This window comes from Maridesulfovibrio ferrireducens, assembly GCF_016342405.1.
GTDB lineage: Bacteria > Desulfobacterota > Desulfovibrionia > Desulfovibrionales > Desulfovibrionaceae > Maridesulfovibrio > Maridesulfovibrio ferrireducens_A.
Genome location: NZ_JAEINN010000024.1, coordinates 14,171 through 30,663, shown reverse-complemented (window position 1 = coordinate 30,663; position 16,493 = coordinate 14,171). Strand labels below are relative to the sequence as shown.

The 16,493-nt window shown below is 42.9% G+C and carries 10 protein-coding genes; all 10 read right to left on the bottom strand.

All coding sequences use genetic code 11. The features are described from left to right. Positions 1-272 precede the first annotated feature (272 nt). The 10 genes from JEY82_RS18000 to JEY82_RS17955 all read right to left on the bottom strand — a co-directional run bounded on the left by JEY82_RS18000 (position 273) and on the right by JEY82_RS17955 (position 16,490). Positions 273-1,856, bottom strand: a complete 1,584-nt coding sequence (locus JEY82_RS18000; RefSeq protein WP_304088245.1) for a DUF4301 family protein — start codon at positions 1,854-1,856, stop codon at positions 273-275. 146 nt (positions 1,857-2,002) lie between these two features. After that, positions 2,003-4,654, bottom strand: a complete 2,652-nt coding sequence (locus tag JEY82_RS17995) for a glycosyltransferase family 39 protein (RefSeq protein ID WP_304088242.1) — start codon at positions 4,652-4,654, stop codon at positions 2,003-2,005. A 12-nt stretch (positions 4,655-4,666) separates the two neighbouring features. Next, positions 4,667-5,938, bottom strand: coding sequence for an ABC transporter substrate-binding protein (locus tag JEY82_RS17990; RefSeq protein ID WP_304088240.1), 1,272 nt, complete (start codon positions 5,936-5,938; stop codon positions 4,667-4,669). 11 nt (positions 5,939-5,949) lie between these two features. Continuing rightward, positions 5,950-7,863, bottom strand: coding sequence for a DUF3131 domain-containing protein (locus tag JEY82_RS17985; protein ID WP_304088238.1), 1,914 nt, complete (start codon positions 7,861-7,863; stop codon positions 5,950-5,952). Position 7,864: 1 nt separating this feature from the next. Continuing rightward, positions 7,865-9,277 (bottom strand): DUF3131 domain-containing protein, encoded by a 1,413-nt coding sequence (locus JEY82_RS17980; protein ID WP_304088236.1) that lies wholly within the window; start codon positions 9,275-9,277, stop codon positions 7,865-7,867. 10 nt (positions 9,278-9,287) lie between these two features. Beyond that, a complete protein-coding gene (locus JEY82_RS17975; protein ID WP_304088234.1) occupies positions 9,288-10,715 on the bottom strand; it encodes a DUF3131 domain-containing protein in 1,428 nt (475 codons plus the stop codon). Then, positions 10,712-12,238 carry a DUF3131 domain-containing protein gene (locus JEY82_RS17970; RefSeq protein ID WP_304088232.1) on the bottom strand — a complete coding sequence of 509 codons (1,527 nt, stop codon included), beginning with the start codon at positions 12,236-12,238 and terminating at the stop codon, positions 10,712-10,714. Before JEY82_RS17970 ends, JEY82_RS17975 begins: the two co-directional genes overlap by 4 nt. Before the next feature lie 7 nt (positions 12,239-12,245). Further along, positions 12,246-13,292 (bottom strand): hypothetical protein, encoded by a 1,047-nt coding sequence (locus JEY82_RS17965; RefSeq protein ID WP_304088229.1) that lies wholly within the window; start codon positions 13,290-13,292, stop codon positions 12,246-12,248. A 2-nt stretch (positions 13,293-13,294) separates the two neighbouring features. Then, a complete protein-coding gene (locus JEY82_RS17960) occupies positions 13,295-14,653 on the bottom strand; it encodes a DUF3131 domain-containing protein (protein ID WP_304088226.1) in 1,359 nt (452 codons plus the stop codon). Between the two features lie 25 nt (positions 14,654-14,678). Further along, positions 14,679-16,490, bottom strand: coding sequence for a glycosyltransferase (locus JEY82_RS17955; protein WP_304088223.1), 1,812 nt, complete (start codon positions 16,488-16,490; stop codon positions 14,679-14,681). Positions 16,491-16,493: the final 3 nt, after the last annotated feature.

Below are 16,493 nucleotides of genomic sequence, written 5' to 3'. Positions count from 1 at the left end.
TATTCATCCTCCTTGAATGGGAGGAAGTATGTCATATGAGAAAATTAATGGAAGATGCAGCCGTCTGGACGGTTACGTTGTTTTGTCTAAAATCAGATTTGTACCCGTTTTCGTCCCCATCGAACATATTCAATTTTAATTCTCGCTGAACTGTCAGCGGTTGAAAAGTAGTTGAAATGTATATGAGGTCTTTTCGGTACGCCAAAGGCTGTTTGGAAGATGTTTCTGATGTATATTCAGATTTTCCATAGAGTCTTCTTTAAGTAGCAAATTTAGGGCTGGTGTTCCTCTTTCAGAAGGTCGTTGACTGTCTTTACTGGGGAAAATGTACTAAGTGGAACTTCGATGAATATAGTAATCCAATCGGCCATTGATCCGTTCCATAGTCCTGGGAGTTCCATAGCTTTCAATTCTTCCCCCTCCTTCGATTTAACAGATATAAATCCTGTGTTTGTATCAATACTTTTTAAAAGGTCAAATGGTTTGTTTTCATAGTCGCGGACCCCGCAGATAATATCTACAGGATTGAAATGTGTTGCTGAAGTGAGACATGACACTTGGTCAGTATCATTTAAATCCACTTGGCTTTTTTCAACAATTTGTTGTGCGGGAAGTCCATCTGCTCCTTTTACCCAAAAAGGACCACCTCCTGATTCTCCTAGGTTTTTTACCATGCCACATACTCGTATGGGGCGGTTCAATTTTAATAGGAGCCAGTCAGCCTTCTCTTTTATGGTTAAATTTTTATAATTATCCGGCATAATCATGCCAAGATTTGATATGGCAAAGTTGGAAATCGAAGTGAGTGTTTCTAAATTGGGAAGTTCTTCTTTTAATATGCGGACGTATTTAAAGATTTGGTCTTGCAGTTCAATTAGAAAACCTCCAAGCACCTTCTTGTTTTCGAATGTTTCACTTTTAAGCCTGTCTGGAGCAACATTATCTATGTTTTTTAGAAAAATAAGGTCCTTCTGCTGATCATTAAGGTTAATTATCAAAGCTCCATGCCCTGCGGGTCTAAATAGTATGTGCCCTTCTTGAGTGCGAAATCCTTTGTCTGAAAGGTCTACCGCGATAGTATTTGTTTGCTTTCTTTGTTCAGAATATGAAATATCAAAATCAATACTAGGATAGTGTTCTAGTTCACTAGATACGTGCCGCTCAATATCCTCACGGTGTTGTGGTGAAACGGTAAAGTGGAGACTTACTTTACCATCCTTAGTCTGTGTATATTCAACGGACTCGGCAATGTGTTCCGCAAAAGGGGTCCGAACATGATCCGAGTAGCTGTGAAATGGAATTAACCCCTTGGGAAGGTTCGCATAGTTTAAACCTTTTGATGTGAGGGTATAATTAAGGATAGTTTGATAATCAATTTTCTCACATAACTCATCAAGGTCAAGCCTATCATTTCTCATTAAATTTTTCAGTTTATCATAAAATGCAAATTTGTGGAGCGAGTTTATAAAAACAAGAACTGCGCGATAGTCCTCATCGTCCTTAGAGATTTCAAAACTCTTGCTTTCGGAACGGCTGTAAACAGATAGTAATGACTTAAACATACGGGTTGCTGCGCCAGAGGCCGGAACAAATTTAGTTACTCGTCCTGTAGCTGCCGCTTGAGTATATTTATTGATAAGTCGTGCTCGATCCTTTTTTTGAATTATCACTATTCCATCATTGGGCGTGCAAGGTCTTATTATTCTTGTGTGGGGGAATCCTTTTTTAAATCTCTGTATTTGCTCAATAATAACTTCTTCAGGTATTCCGCTTTCAATTATCTGTTTAATAGACTCTTCAGCTACTTGAAGAATGTCTTCCATTGAAGATGCCTTGTCGTTTTTATTGTTTTTCATAGTTAAGTCTCTCTAAGGGGAGTAGATGTCGTGTATTGTTTCCTTAAGTGTGGGGAGTCGGCCTGTATAAACCATCATTATTAGCCAAGCTCTATTGTAATTATCGCATTTTTAAAGGCTCTTTAATATCTATAGCTTATTGTCCATTATGGAACAATTTTAAAATTATCATATTTCCCCATAGATGGAAGATTTCCGCTACCGTCATTCGCAATTGTCAGCGACTCGAACCCTGACTCTGATTTTGGAGAACAGTCGGAACTGAATGTTTTTCCATCTAATGTCATAGAGATTCCTGAATTGCTCCATGAGATGGAAATCTTATGAGGTACGTTTTGTTTCCAGTCAGATATTTCCTGCCCAACTACGCATGTTGGTTTTCTGTTTTCCCATCTGATAAGTTGCAGAAAGTCTTTGGATGTTTTCTCTAAAAACATTGATCCAATATTCCAAGCTTTTCCGTAAAAACCTAACAACATTCTTTGTTTACCGTCGCCCGCTGACCAGTCTGGTGTGAAGGTGAAGGACGCACTTCCTTCTGCGTTTTTATTGTCTGTGCTTTTAGGCGTTACGGAAGTGAAGAACTGGTCTTCTCCCGAACTGAAACCTTTACCTGTGTCCGTGCTGTTTCTGCTACCATGTAAATCAAGGTCATACCAATACATTGGCCGTCCTGACCCTGAAGTAGACAGTTTCTGTGCATCCTCAGCAGATAGAGGTGTGTCGAATATCATGAGATCGTCATATTCACCGAGAGCTGGGAACTGGTTCTGATGATCTGCACCTAGGTGCAGCGTTTTAAAGTCTGATTGAAATGGAGCTGGAAGGTCGCCTTTTGCGTAGATATTGCCATTAACATAAATAGAAGCGGAAGTTCTGTTCCAGTCTATTGCAATATTGTGCCACTTATTTTTTGATAGCTGTATTGGCTGGCCTTCTACCATACCTGTGAATCCATCTTTGAAAAAGATAGCTCTAAGTGTTCTTTCAGGGGAGACTTCTAGAAATACAGTCCCTTTGTCCCATTTAGGTCCTTTTGCCATCAACAGCATGCGTTTTTCATTGTCGTCTTTCCATTGTGGCATAATTCTGAAAGATATAGCTCCTTCCCCAATTTTTGCCGGAGAATCGAATCTGTAGCGTAATCTTGTGTCTGGTCCAGATTCTATTACAGTGGAATTGTTTTTATGCGTAACTTTAAAACCTGTTTGTTCTATAATCAGGCTATCCGGTAGCCCTGTCACCAACATGTTTTTTTGCTCAGAAGAAGCTTTACTTCCTATCACATTTCCTTGTCTGAGGTAATCATGCATCTTTCCTGCGTCATATTTGGTTACGCGGATGGATTGAAAATGAACTAATATCGGGTTGGTTTTGATTCCTTCCTTAAAGTCTTTGTGCTTCTTTACTAATCTGCTTTCCGAAAGAAGTGCGGGGACATTTCCGTCAGGATCAGAAAAGAACTCATGAGCCTGAATTAACCATATATTATTAAAATGTTGGGTTTCTTTCTTTAAATCTACATGGCTGAAAGCTGGAAATATTTTAGGATCTCCGTCGTCTCCAAAGTAATATACGAAAGGCTCATATATCCATGGGGCGCTCAGAACCAGAGCTTCACCGGGTTTAACGTTGTCTTTGACGTATTGTGCAACTTCGCGCCACTGTTCTTTGTCATATGATGAGTAGTACAGCCACAGTCCATGCGCTGTTGTCATGAGAAAAAGGCATAGAGCCGTAACTTTGAGGGCTGGTGGAGCTATACGAGTTATGACTAGTCCTACAAATAGGCAGAATCCTGGCAAAAACTGGATAGCATAACGTTCTACATAAATTGGTGAGAGAATTAGAGAAAATACGAAAGGTGTGGCTACCGCGCAGGCAAACCATAACCCTAGGAAGAGTCCGGTCATGGAATTGTTTGTTTGGTTCTGATTGGATATTTTTACCATTCTTCTAAGCGAAGGGATTATGATGGAGATCAGGCAAAGACTCAGGGCTATTGCTACAGCTGCAAGTGGTGCGGATCCGCCAGCAAGCTGTATAAGAGTCCGCCATGCTGTGAATAGATCTGGTGCAGGAACCCATGATCCTGGTCCTTCCCCACCGAGTTTAGCTAAAACCTGTTTGACTAAAAAAAATAGCCACGGGCTAAAAATTATGAGTGCCGCGATATTTACACTTATCCAGCCGATCAGTCGTTTAACTCGATGTCCGGGGGTGATTGTAAACTTAGTTATGAAGTACAATTGGTGAAATAAAATTATAAAAACTGTGAATGTATGGATGTAAAGCATCAGAGCGATGCTTGCCGCATAGTATAAAAAGTTTTTGCGACTCGGATTATCTATAAAAAGAAGTAGTCCATGGCAGGCGAGTAGAATTGCACTTAGCAAAATGGTGTAGCTGCGAGCTTCCTGCGAGAAATTTATACCCATGTATGAAACTGCAAGGAAAAGAGCTCCAAGCAGCGCAGCGTTTCTGTTCATAAGTTTTTCGCCGACCTTGAAGGTCAGGAATACGGCTATAATTCCGAAGATTGCAGACGGTAGTCTGAGAGCTATTTCAGATATTCCGAAAAGTTCGGTCCATATGTGCATTATGAAAAGGTAGAGCGGGGGATGAACGTCGCGAGCGCAGTACTCGATGATACCACTAAAGGATTTTGTTGCATAAGCAACGGTCTGACCTTCGTCTATCCAAAGACTTTCACTGCCGATGGAGTAAAGCCTTAAAATCGTGGCAAGTAACATTATTGCCCATAACGCAATGTCTATGTGTTTGGCTTTGTCATTCATGGCAGCTCCTTATTAATTTGAAAGACCTTTTTCAATCTGAATCATTTTTTCAGCTACAGAATCAGCTGGAATTCCCTTTGCTAGTGCTTCTTTTAAAAGTTCAAGAGTTGCACTGGCTGTTCCATACCATCCGGGAGTCGATTGATTGACTTTGACTATTTCGGGAGCCTGTTCGCCTTGTTCATACATGGCTTGTGTCGGTTTAGGGCTCATGCCTGGAAGAGTTGCTCCATATATGGCAGCTGATTTGCGGGCAGGTAGTATGTATTTGTTTTTTAGGCGGTAGAAATCTGAGCGTTCAGAAGTAAGGAAATGTAACAGCTGTAGAGCCTGCTCTGGGTGCTTGGTTCTATTGTTTATGGTATACCCTCTGGTCCATATATGGTTCTGTTTCTTGTCTGATTCGTTAGCAACTGGCAGAAAGTCTACAAGTACATCTTTCGGGTGGACAGGAAAGCCCACCTCAGCGCTTTGGCTTAAAAGGAACCATACATAGTTGCCGTTTATGGATAATCCTGCGCGTCCTGAGCGAAATTCTCCCTCAGCTGTGGCATGGTCATATTTCTCGTAGTCGGGCTGGTTTTCCTTCACCAGTATAGCAAAATTTTTGTAAGCTGATTTGTGAGCTTCAAGCCTGTTTTCTGACTTTTGTCCGTGTAGCTCAATTTGAAGTAGAGTGTAGTAAAATTTATAGAGGTTAAGACCTTTAGATGGGAATATAATGCCTTGAATCCCAAACTTCTCTTTTATAAATCTAGAAGTGGTAACCAGCTCATCAAGTGTGTGTGGCATTCCAGATTTAGGGAGGAGGTCTTTGCGGGCGTATAGGTATTGGACTCCGACTAGAGCAGGAAGCCCGTAGAGTTCATCATTTTGGGAGTATCCGGCAATGAGTGGTTTAAGGAAGTCAGAGCGATCAGCGATTGGGAGCTTGTTGAACCATGAACCGATTGGCATCAGAAGTTTGTCATGTGTGAAAGCTGCAACCCAGCTGCCAGGCATTTCTATTATGTCTGGTTGTTCTGCTGTAGGATCTTTCATTACTTTTAGAGATTTTTCATGAATTTGCCACTCATCATATTCGGGGATGACTTTAACTTTAATTTCAGGATGGATAGACATAAAGTCATCTAAAGTTCCAAGCCCTTTGTTGTTTTCGCTGAAGACGCGATTAACGTCGCCAAAGATTGTAAGTTCTGCCGGATTTTCGGGGGTAGGAGTTTTCGCGCAGGCCACGACTAGGCTTAAAGTAGCTGTAAGGATTAGAAATTTAATGAATTTCATGGCAGTTCTCCCTATTTCCGATTTTTGTTAGGCGTAGGTTCGATAATTCCTGACATTTTCCGATACATGGCGGCTTCAAGTATTAAAGCATTGGTCTCAAGTGTTATGGCTTTGTTTGTGCCTTCTGTATCATATTTTCCAGCGTAAAAACCTTTACCCTGTTCACTCAAGGTGGATAGTTTTTCGATTAGCATGCGTGTGTAGGCTGTATTGTAAAGAGCGTCCCATCCGAAAGCCATGGCTGTGGATGACCAAAATAGTTCAACAGGTTTATCGGAATACGGGCTGGTGCATTGCCATGTTTCATTCCCGTTTTCGGAGATGATTGCACTTGTAGCAAACCACGGAGCGCGGTCCAGCCTTCCATCACTTGCACTGGTAATCGTTTTTGTTTTATTGAAACGAGCAACTTGAACCTCATAGATACGTCTTATAAGTTTATCCTGTTCGTTTCCTGTTTTTCCGAATTCCATAAGGGTTAACACAAAGGGCTTCGATGAGAGGAGGGCTTTTGCTGATTCATCATATGGAACTTTTACTCCCAACATATCTTTATAGCCGAGAGTTTTGCGGTAATCACCTGAAGACCATGCATTAAAGCCCCAAAGTTTTAAGCCTTCAGCTGCGTAAGAGCCATAACCGAATCCACTGACTGCCGTTGGAATTTCCTTTCCTGCATAAACATTCATGCTGTAGATCACTCCGTTTGTGACCAGCCTTTCTGTGCGCATCCTTCTGAAAATATTTTCAATAGTAGGTTTAAATTCTGGGTGCAGTGTTGCTGTTTTTTTGAGCCATAAGAGTAATCTAGCCACATCTGGCCCAACCCATCCAATTCCAGACGAAGTAGGTTTTTGGTCTTCACCAACCATTCTTGCCGACTCGGCAAAGTAAAGTTTGTTAGGCAGCTCGTTGTTATACAGATCCATTGATGAAAGTGTTTGAAGCATTAATCCTGCACGCTGTTTAAATTCATCGGTACGTATAAGTTCTAATTCATAGGCAGCGTTAAGCGCTGCAAGTGATGAGCCAATTTCCCAGACTGTAGTAACTGAGTATAAGTCCAGTCCGTTGTATAGACCTGTGGATGATTGGTAATTTCGCTGAAAATAGCTCCATGCAAGTCTGGCTGCATCTCGGTAGGTCTCATTCAACTCAGGTTTCGAGTTTGTTGAGTCACTGGCCGCGGCTATTGTAGCTGCTGCTGCGGCTGAACTGTGATTTCTGGGCACCGCTGTTGGCTTGCTAATTAGAGGATTGTTTATCCCGGAAATATTTGGATTAGGTTGTGGACGGTTAGTCGGAGCGTGTCCCCATATTCCTTCAGAATAAGGAATAACAGTAACAGGTCCTTGCCCTGCATCGCCCATATTGTTCCATATCTGATCGGCTGTTTTTTCTCTTCGCAGTCCCGTGGAGGGTCTAATGTAGTTTTTTAGACCGAATAATTCCCACGCTGTAGCCATACGTCCTGCCTCAGGGGGAAGACTTACTGCCGGTCCCGCAAAGCCGGGTGCTTGTCCTGCCCCAACCGGTGCAGGTCCGGCGGCCCCGAGTCTAGCCATTTCAAGTTGTTGATCTAGATTTTTGCGGACTTCGTCCCACGACATTCCGGCTCTTGCAAAGCGGGCTGTGGCCATTCCCCACGATTCGTAGGCTCTCGCATTTCCGGCATTTTCAGCTGCACGGCTGGCCATGACAAAGACTATTCCACTGACTTCCGGCGAGAGTCCTCTCATGTTTTCAGCAAGATCCTGTAAAATCATGGCTGATGGCTCAAATTTTCCATTTTTATAGAGGGCAACCGCTTCAGCAAATGTAGGGCTGGAAACGAGTTGGCCCAGTCCGTCGAAAGCTGCAACTGCAGATATTGCACTCATCAAACATATAGCGAAGGTTGTTATAAGAATGCGGAAGAATTTCATGTTATGAATCCTCCCTTTCTCTACCTGGTAAACATCTAGGATAATCACTCATCGGTAGTTCCTTGCGAATGTAGAAATCAATGAAACTTGGTTCTTTAGTTACCCGTACCAGCGGTCCTGTCAGTTTATGAAGTAAAGATTCCAGCACCATAGCGTTTGTTTCAAGTACAATTACCCGATTTATTCTCCAATTTTTTTCATATCGTCCTTCAAGCCATCCGCGTCCTTCTTCAAAGAAACAACAAGCTGCTGCAGCCATAATGAAGTCCGTGTATTCTGTGTTCCACAACGACCACATTCCGAAAATAGCCCGGGTTGAAAAAACCGCTAGATCATAATTCATTTCTCCAGAGCGGGAAATGGTCGGCCAGAGCTTCCCTTCTGCGGTAATGGTCCCGATGACTGCGTATGGTGGTTTGTCGACACCGTTTTCACTTCTGGCAGTCATTATACCTTCGCGGCGATAACGTTCTTCTTGAATTTTATAGACACCGTTTGCTATTTTGGACCTTTCAAGTGAGTCATCTCCGGTCGGGTGACTTTCCGGCATTCCAGTGTCAGAGAATCCATACTCCATGCCTTCAAGTAAAAAAGGTGTGGATGTTAAATATACTGGCACTCCCGTGGATATTGAAGTTCGTGGATCATATGGTATTTTGTGTCCGTAAATTTCAATATACCGCAATGGAGAAGGGACAGAGGAGCGGACATTAAGCCCCCATAATTCATATCCTCTTGCGGCGTAAGTTTCCCATCCAAGCCTGCCTTCGTATATAAATTCTGTTTTCCCGTTTACAGTGCGTCCGCTTCGAAGCGTGTCATCGCTTGATATGGCAAGGCAAAAGTTCCAACGCAATACTGCGCGGTCTACGCCTTCTGCAAAAAGCGGGTATTCTGATTTTAAAACTTTAAGCCATGTGAGCAGTCGTCCTATGTCCAGTGCGGAAAATCCAGCTGAACCCGGTTTCATATCAAACCCGACCATGCGTCCTGTATTGGTGTTGTAAATCAGGTTGGGCAATTCTCCGGCATAAAGCTCCATGGCATTGAGCCATTCAATCAGTTTAGTTACCCTTTGGCAGAAAGATCTTTCATCCAGAATATTCATGCGATGTGCTGAAATCATGGCTGAAAGATAGGCCGCGATTTCTCCAACAGAAGTGTAGGGATAGTTTTCGGCCGCGTTTACCAGTCCGGTTCCGGTATTGTAGTTTTTTTCAAAATATGTCCACGCGACCTCCGCAAAGAGCTGTCCTCTATCGGACAGTATATTACATTGCGTCAGCACGAGTTCGTTTTCATCATATGGAGAAGAAAACCCGCATTTTACATTTTCATAAATAGCGCCGCACCCTGTCTGCATTGGAAGCAGAAAGAGCATAATTAGAAATATTGCGGCTTTACGATGAATCATGAAATCTCCATCAAGGGTCATATTTGTGTATGGTTATGTAAGGTTGATATTTCCATGGTGGCAGAGCTTTAGATGGCAGAGAATTACTTTTAAAGAATTTATCCCAGTAACTTTTGCTATCACTATATTTCAGCAACTTTCCTTGAGTTTTGTAGAGTAATATTTCGAGGATTACACCGTTTCCGTTCAAGGTAATGGCGTGATTGAGCTTCCCCGTTTTTTCATAACGGCCCACATAGAATCCTTTACCCGGTTCGTACATGGTGGAGGCAACCTCTGCCAGAAGGTCTGTATAATCAGATTTGAAGAGAACCCACAGGCCTAGAGCTGCTTTGGTGTTCAGGCTGGAGAGTTCCGGCATCGGAGTTCCTTCGTGGCTTAGCGTTGCCCACGGGATTCCCTGTCCTAGAATTGTATCGTAGATAAAGTAGGGCGCCTTATCGACGGCATCTTCAGTTTTGGCGGTAAGTATTCCAGTATTTAAAAAACGTGATTCTTGAGCTTTATATACATTCCAAGCAAATTTAGCCTGCATAGGATCACTATGGCGGTTCACATTGGTATTGCGATCTCCGGGCAGGTCCCAGTTATGTTCAATTCCGTCAAGAACGTAATTTTCTGTTACCACGAAGTTCGGTGCATGTTCATTTTCAGGGTCCCGAGCATCAAAAGGAACTGGAACTCCGTATATAGTTATGGTTGAGTATGGATCAATTTTGGAAGCAGTCGTTGTGTCTGCTCCCCAAAGTCCGAATCCTCTCGCAGCATATTCTTCATATCCGAGGCGCCCTTCAGCGTAGTGGATCAGATTGTTTTCATCTCTTTGATAGTAACTTGCCCCGAACATGATGCCTTGTCGGTCCATAAGTTTGGACCAGTTCCAGCGCATGACGGATTTATCAATTTGTTCTGCATACTCCGGGTAGCGTTCTTTTAGAATTTTCAGCCATGTAAGTAGTCTGCCTAAATCTAGAGCTGACCATCCCAGCGCACCAGGTTGATTAGACCAGTCCACCATTGCGCCGTTGTCCGCACTGTAAAACTGATTGGGCAGGTCTCCCCTGAAAAGTTCCATGACATTCAGCCATGAAACAATTTTTCTAATGCGCGAATCAAAATCTTTGCTATCAATAATACCAAGCTCTTTAGCTGCAACTACCGCGGCTATATGTGCTGAAAGGTCCCACATTGTGAAAGGGGAGTAGTTCGGCTGTGCTCCAGCAAGTCCGGTTTGCGGGTTAACATTGTTTTTAAAGTAATCCCATGCGGTTTCAGCCCATTTTTGTTCTCTAGGTGTGAGCGGCCCTTGCCTTGGCACCTGTTTAACTGCTGGCTTGAAATCAGCTTCTAAATTTGCGGGAAACATGGCTGCAAATCCAGAAATTACAAATGCGAAGAGCATGACTGTTGAAATTAATTTTATGAAATTTACTCTCATGGCATCGGCTCCGCTTTTGCCAAAGGTAGCAATGGTTGAAATTCTGTTTGGAATTTCGACGGCGGGAGTCCCAGTGATTCAAATGATTCGCTTTTGAGAGTCAGCTCCCAATAGCCGGGTATGGTTGAATCTCTGTAAAGTATGCCTGAATGGACGAAAGTAAGTGCTTCTAAAATTGCGGCATTATCATTTAGGGAAATTGATTTGTTCGGTATTCCGCTATCTTCGTAATAGCCCGCATACCATCCGCCGTAACTGTCAAACATATCCGGAACCGCGTTCATGAGCAGGTCTGTATATGGTGTATCGAACATGGCCCAAAGTAGGAATGTGGCCCCAGTGGAAACGCACGCTTGTTCGGGGTGGCTCTTCCCAGATTTGTCTATTGTGGCAAAAGGTTCTCCGAGCGCAAGGACTGAATCTATTACAAAATATGGAGGGTGATCAAGATTGTGATCTGTCCGTGCTGTCAGTAATCCCTCTACTTCATATCGGGATTGTTGAACTTCATAGGATGCCGATGCCAGTTGGCGGGAAGTTTCATCTTCAGGCCATAAGGTGTTTTCCATTCCGTAGACTGGGGTCAACCATCCCATTTCTATTCCGCCCAGCAGACTACTGCCAGTTACAACTGCACCAATCTGAAAAGGTTCACCTTGCGAGCGCGGGAGTCCGGCTTCTTTGATAGGGCGATTATCAAATGGAAGGAGGATTTCATTAATTGTTACCATTGAATAATGATCAGTAAGCATGGAAGCTTTCACATTGAAGCCCCATAAAGCAAAACCTTTTGCCGCATATTGCAATGGACCTAATCGGCCTTGTCTATAAGATTTCAGCTGTCCTGAATTGTCTTTATATGCTCCATAAAGGAGTCCCTCGGCGTCAAGCATTTTTCTGAAATTCCATCGTAGCACCGCTCTGTCTATCGCTGCTGCATGGGTAGGGTATTCGTTACGGACAATTCGTAACCAGATTAACATGCGACCAATGTCTATGGCAGAATGTCCATCCTCACCCTGCTGTCCATTATTTTGGATCATTTGTCCGGTTCGAGCGTTATAGAACGTGTTGGGAGTTCCAATTGAGTTTAATTGCATGGAATTAAGCCATGTAACTAATTTGGTCATGTGAGTGTGGAAAGAAATGTTGTCTATTATTTCAAGCCTTTTAGCACATGTCAGTGCTGCCAGATATCCGGCTATATTGTACATGGTCAGGGTGTCGCTGCCGACAGCTCCCTGCGGTAAGCCTGTTTCTGGAAATATTGTGCGTTCAAAATAAGCCCATGCTTGTTTTGCGTTGTTTGTATCTTTTTCTGAAAGAACCGCAGGTGATTTTTGCTCCCAAAAGTGACCTGTAGCGACAGCATGTCTTGGCGAAGGTTTCGTGGAAACTCTTTTGAATGCGAAAATATCATCACTTGCTGAACGTGAATGCAGTTTACACCCGCACACGGAAAATAATACCGTAACAAGTGCGGTTACTTGCAATAGTCTGACAAGATTTCTTTTCTTTTTCATTTAATCCTCACCATTCCATATAGCCTGGTCCCCATGGTGGACGAGCCTTGCTTGGCTTTGATTTTGTTCTACTCTGCTTACCTGTGAAAAAGTTCCAGATGGATTCAAGATCAAGATTATAACCGAAAAATACGCTTCCATCCATGAAGTCTCCTTTTTTGTTACTATCCCCCCACGGAAAACCGTTAGGAGCATAACTGCTGAAGGCAAGAATAAATCCTCCGGGAGACCAGTCATAGTAACCGAATCCATATGTAAAATCAGGATCGCCTGCTGTTGTCTGTGATGAATCTGGATAAAGGTTACCCTGCGCCCAGATGCTGATATTATTCCATATTGGAACAGAAAAACCCAGCCCGAACCATTGTTTCCACCATCTGCCAGGCTGGTATTCTGGGGTTAGATTATATGATGCCCATCCCAAAATTCTTGCTTCATCATCAGGGTGCAGGAGTCGTACGACCGATTCAGGCACTTCAAACCTGTAGGTGGTTGTTATTGTTCCCTGATTCAAGTCAGTAAATTCTTCACCCACTTTAGGGGAAAGTCTGTTGCCTCCGTAGTTCGAGTATTCAATACTAAGTGTGTCCGGGGCGTAGTTTGCAACCCCGAAGCTATAACTGAAATCTGGTTCATATCCTTGTTGATATGTCGAGTCTGCATATTGATAGAAAGTAACTCTGCCGTAATATGGTGAAAGTCCGTTAAATCCAATTGTTTCGGTAAAAGTTTGTTTTACGATTTCTTTAGGTGATTTTCCGTTGCTATTTGCTTGCTGAATGCTTGTTACGGCGGTTGTGTATCCCACGTTTATGGACATTTCCCTTGCCAGAACTTCTCCGAAAGATTGTTTGCCGTTAAATCGCTCCGTATCTATTTTAAATGACCTTTCCATCATGTCCAGAAAGCTCCAGCTTTTATTCTTTTGACCAAGCGTTTTCATCCCCGGACTAGGAATATCTTTTATATATAAAGGTTTATTTTCTCCGTAGCAGGTGGTGCTTGATAATAGCACCAGAAACACTGCAAGTATCCATTCTCTGCCAGAGAACATGATTATTTCTTATTCCCCTTACCCTGAATCCGGAGGAATGGTCCGAATTTTCTATAGCACAGGGCTTCGAGAATGACTCCGTTGGTGTTACAGGTGTTAACTGAATTTATTCTACCGTCATTTTCATAAGTTCCGGCATAGAATCCATTTTTATCTGTGGTGAGTTGCAGAGTTTTTTCAAGGAGCATTTTCGTATATGCTGTGTCATATAAGCTGTTCCAGCCAAATATCGCTTTGGTGCTTACAGTTCTCCACTTAGCAGATTCAAGACCTTCGGAAGTAAGGCAAGCCCACGGTTTTCCTTCGCCGAAGACAGTATTGTATGTAAAATAGGGGTCTTCGTTCAGAGCTGTTTCGGTAACGGCTGTCAGTATTCCTGTATTCTCCCATCTTTTTTCTTGGGCAAGGTATATTCGGTAAGAGAATTCATTTGAAAAATAATCCCAACCGAATTCCAGTCCGTCTAAAATATAGGGTTCACTTAGAGCATAAGTGTGGGCACCGAAGCGGGCAGAACTGCGAATATCAACAGGAACTTTCACTCCTTCAATTTCCACAAAACCAGTGTGGTCTAAGTAGTTGTAAGCTTCACTTATATCGAATCCGAGCAGTGCGAATGACTTGGATACATATTCTTCGTACCCTAAGCGTCCTTCCTGATTAAGTTGCTCTATGCCGTTTTTGTATGTGACACCGAAAAGTTGCCCCTTTATAAACATGCGGCTAAAATTCCAGCGGGAGATTATTTTTCTCACCTTAGGCGTGTATTGGCTGTATTCGTATATGATCACGTTGAAGGGAACGAACAACCTTCCAATGTCTATAGCACTCCATCCTGTACCTGTTTCAGAGGGCTGGTTCTGGTAATCTGTCATGGAAAGAGATTTTGTGTCGTATGCTTTATTTGGCAGTTCTCCGTTATATAGAGGGATTGTAGCTAATGAATCCAAAGCTTTTGTCATACGGCTATGAAAAGTGTTATCACTGATGATTTCAAGCTTATGTGCTGAAATAAGCCCGAGTAGATATGAGGCTGTGTCCCATAGAGTCGTGAAATGAAATCCGGAAACTGAATCGGCTAGTCCGGTTTCAGGGTTCCAGTTGTTTTCAAAATACGTCCAGGCGGTCTTAGCTGTTTTAAGCTCATCTGCTGTTAAGTTACGGTGAGCGGCAAGGGGAATGTCTGCAGTGAACGTAATTGCCGGAACTGCTTTCCCCTCAGAATTTGTTCCCGTAACAATCCGCTCGGTTTGCAAGTAGCTGAGATCTGTCAGGAGAAAAATGATTATCCCTGTTGTGATAAGCCCCAATATGACGGCAATTTGACTTCGCATTTCCATCAATTCACCCTTAAAACTCATAGTTGTCTCCAATGCTTATATAACTTTATTTCAGTTGATTGCTGCGTGAGTTCCAGGTTGCCGCACGTATAATTACAAATAGTGAGGACATATTCAGAAGCGACCAGAATGTTGCAATTATGAATCCCAGCAGATCATATTCATATCCGAGGAAGATTCTTCCTATATACCAGAATATTCCTGCAAAGTTTAAAGCAATAATGAAAATTTGCGGTCGGACTAAGTCCAGTCTCGCTCTGCTTTCACCTCTCTTTGGCGTAACTTTGAATTTGATAGTACTACCTTTGAGAACAGTCCATATCGCCCTTATATTTAGTGGGAAAAAAGCTATATAATATTGAACATTTCTTAGGGTGTTCACGCCCCATGTCCCAAACATAAATGTTATCTGGCTGATAAGTTGGAAGGACAAAATATGGATGAAAAAATCCAGATTGAATCCGTCTACCGGCACAATATTGGTGAAATAAAAAATTGGTGGAGTAATTAAGAATATTACCATCCAGAATGCCGCAAAATATGAAAAGGTTGATGAAAAATACATCAGCCTTTGACCTTTAGATAGCCCGGGGAGAGATACTGGATTGTCTCTACGCAGCAGGTCTAAAGTTCCACTGGAGTATTTAAAATTTTGAGTAAGATATGATTCAATATCTTGAGGTGCTAGCATTTTTGAAAGTACTTCCGCGTGATGAATGGATTTCCATCTTCTGGACCGGTCAGCATGAAGAAGCATTGATGTATAAATATCCTCAGACACGTGATATTTATAAGGAGTAACTTCTGTCTCGCTCATGAACCCTCTGATGGCGCCAAAACGCATGGCTTCGGCGAGTTCTGGATCAGCAGTGTCCCTAGTGGCGTGGTCTGCGTGACGTTCTATTTCCTCAGCATAACGGATGAGCGCAGCCCTCTGTACAGCTTCGCGTCTATGTAAGGAACCAGCTCCGCAGCAGAAGGATGCATTAAAGTTCATGCGTTTTCGGAGGATACAGTCATAAAACATACGGGGGTCACTTCCGAAAATGTCGCGACCTATGTTTATAGGGCCGACAACTTTCTCAATCATTCTTCCAAAGAAGGAACCGAGGCGTCCTATCTTTTTACCCAGCCATTTTTCCAGAGTAGTTCCAGCCGGAATATCATAAAACCATTGCGGTGTTTGGACCCACGCAACGTCAGGGTCTTTAAAGTACCCTAGAGTTCGCTCCAGAAATTGAGGGAAAGGGCGGGTATCAGCGTCAAGAATGACAATGATATCCCCGGAAGTCTGTTCCATGGCGTTGCGTAAATTGCCGGCTTTGAACCCTCGGTTATCATCGCGGGTGATGTAGTTAAGCCCTTCCTCCTCAGCGACTTGTCGCATTTCATCTCTTTTGCCATCGTCTAGAATATGAATACGGATATCAGCTGGGTACGGATAGGTGATGGCCTTGGAATCACGTATGCTGTAGCGGACCAGTTCGGGGTCTTCTGTATAAGTTGGTAGAAAAAGATCTACGATGATAGGCCTGTCGACAGGTTGTTTATCCTTTTCCAAAAGAATATCATTAACTGTTGACGGAGGGGCTTTCGGCGTTTCATCTCGGTAAGCCCAAAGGTTGATGATGAAAAGGGTTGTGCTTAAGAAAGCAAGAGTTTCTGCCAGTGCAAGCGGAATTGAAAACCAAAGAGCTTCGGTGTTGAGAGAGTAAAACCAACGCCAGTGAAAGTACCAGACTCCCATAGCTATATTTATGGTAGCCAGATATTGATATAGAAACTGTCTGCCGCCCGAAAAAGGAACGGGTTTATAGGGTGTTCTGTGTTCAAATTCTGAGAAGTAGAATTCCTTCATATC

Excerpts from the sequence above, each read along its gene's own strand:
- JEY82_RS17970 (WP_304088232.1), bottom strand. The coding sequence starts at position 12,238 with ATGAAAAAGAAAAGAAATCTTGTCAGACTATTGCAAGTAACCGCACTT.
- JEY82_RS17990 (WP_304088240.1), bottom strand. The coding sequence starts at position 5,938 with ATGAAATTCATTAAATTTCTAATCCTTACAGCTACTTTAAGCCTAGTC.
- JEY82_RS17965 (WP_304088229.1), bottom strand. The coding sequence starts at position 13,292 with ATGTTCTCTGGCAGAGAATGGATACTTGCAGTGTTTCTGGTGCTATTA.
- JEY82_RS17975 (WP_304088234.1), bottom strand. The coding sequence starts at position 10,715 with ATGAGAGTAAATTTCATAAAATTAATTTCAACAGTCATGCTCTTCGCA.
- JEY82_RS17955 (WP_304088223.1), bottom strand. The coding sequence starts at position 16,490 with ATGAAGGAATTCTACTTCTCAGAATTTGAACACAGAACACCCTATAAA.
- JEY82_RS18000 (WP_304088245.1), bottom strand. The coding sequence starts at position 1,856 with ATGAAAAACAATAAAAACGACAAGGCATCTTCAATGGAAGACATTCTT.
- JEY82_RS17985 (WP_304088238.1), bottom strand. The coding sequence starts at position 7,863 with ATGAAATTCTTCCGCATTCTTATAACAACCTTCGCTATATGTTTGATG.
- JEY82_RS17995 (WP_304088242.1), bottom strand. The coding sequence starts at position 4,654 with ATGAATGACAAAGCCAAACACATAGACATTGCGTTATGGGCAATAATG.
- JEY82_RS17980 (WP_304088236.1), bottom strand. The coding sequence starts at position 9,277 with ATGATTCATCGTAAAGCCGCAATATTTCTAATTATGCTCTTTCTGCTT.
- JEY82_RS17960 (WP_304088226.1), bottom strand. The coding sequence starts at position 14,653 with ATGAGTTTTAAGGGTGAATTGATGGAAATGCGAAGTCAAATTGCCGTC.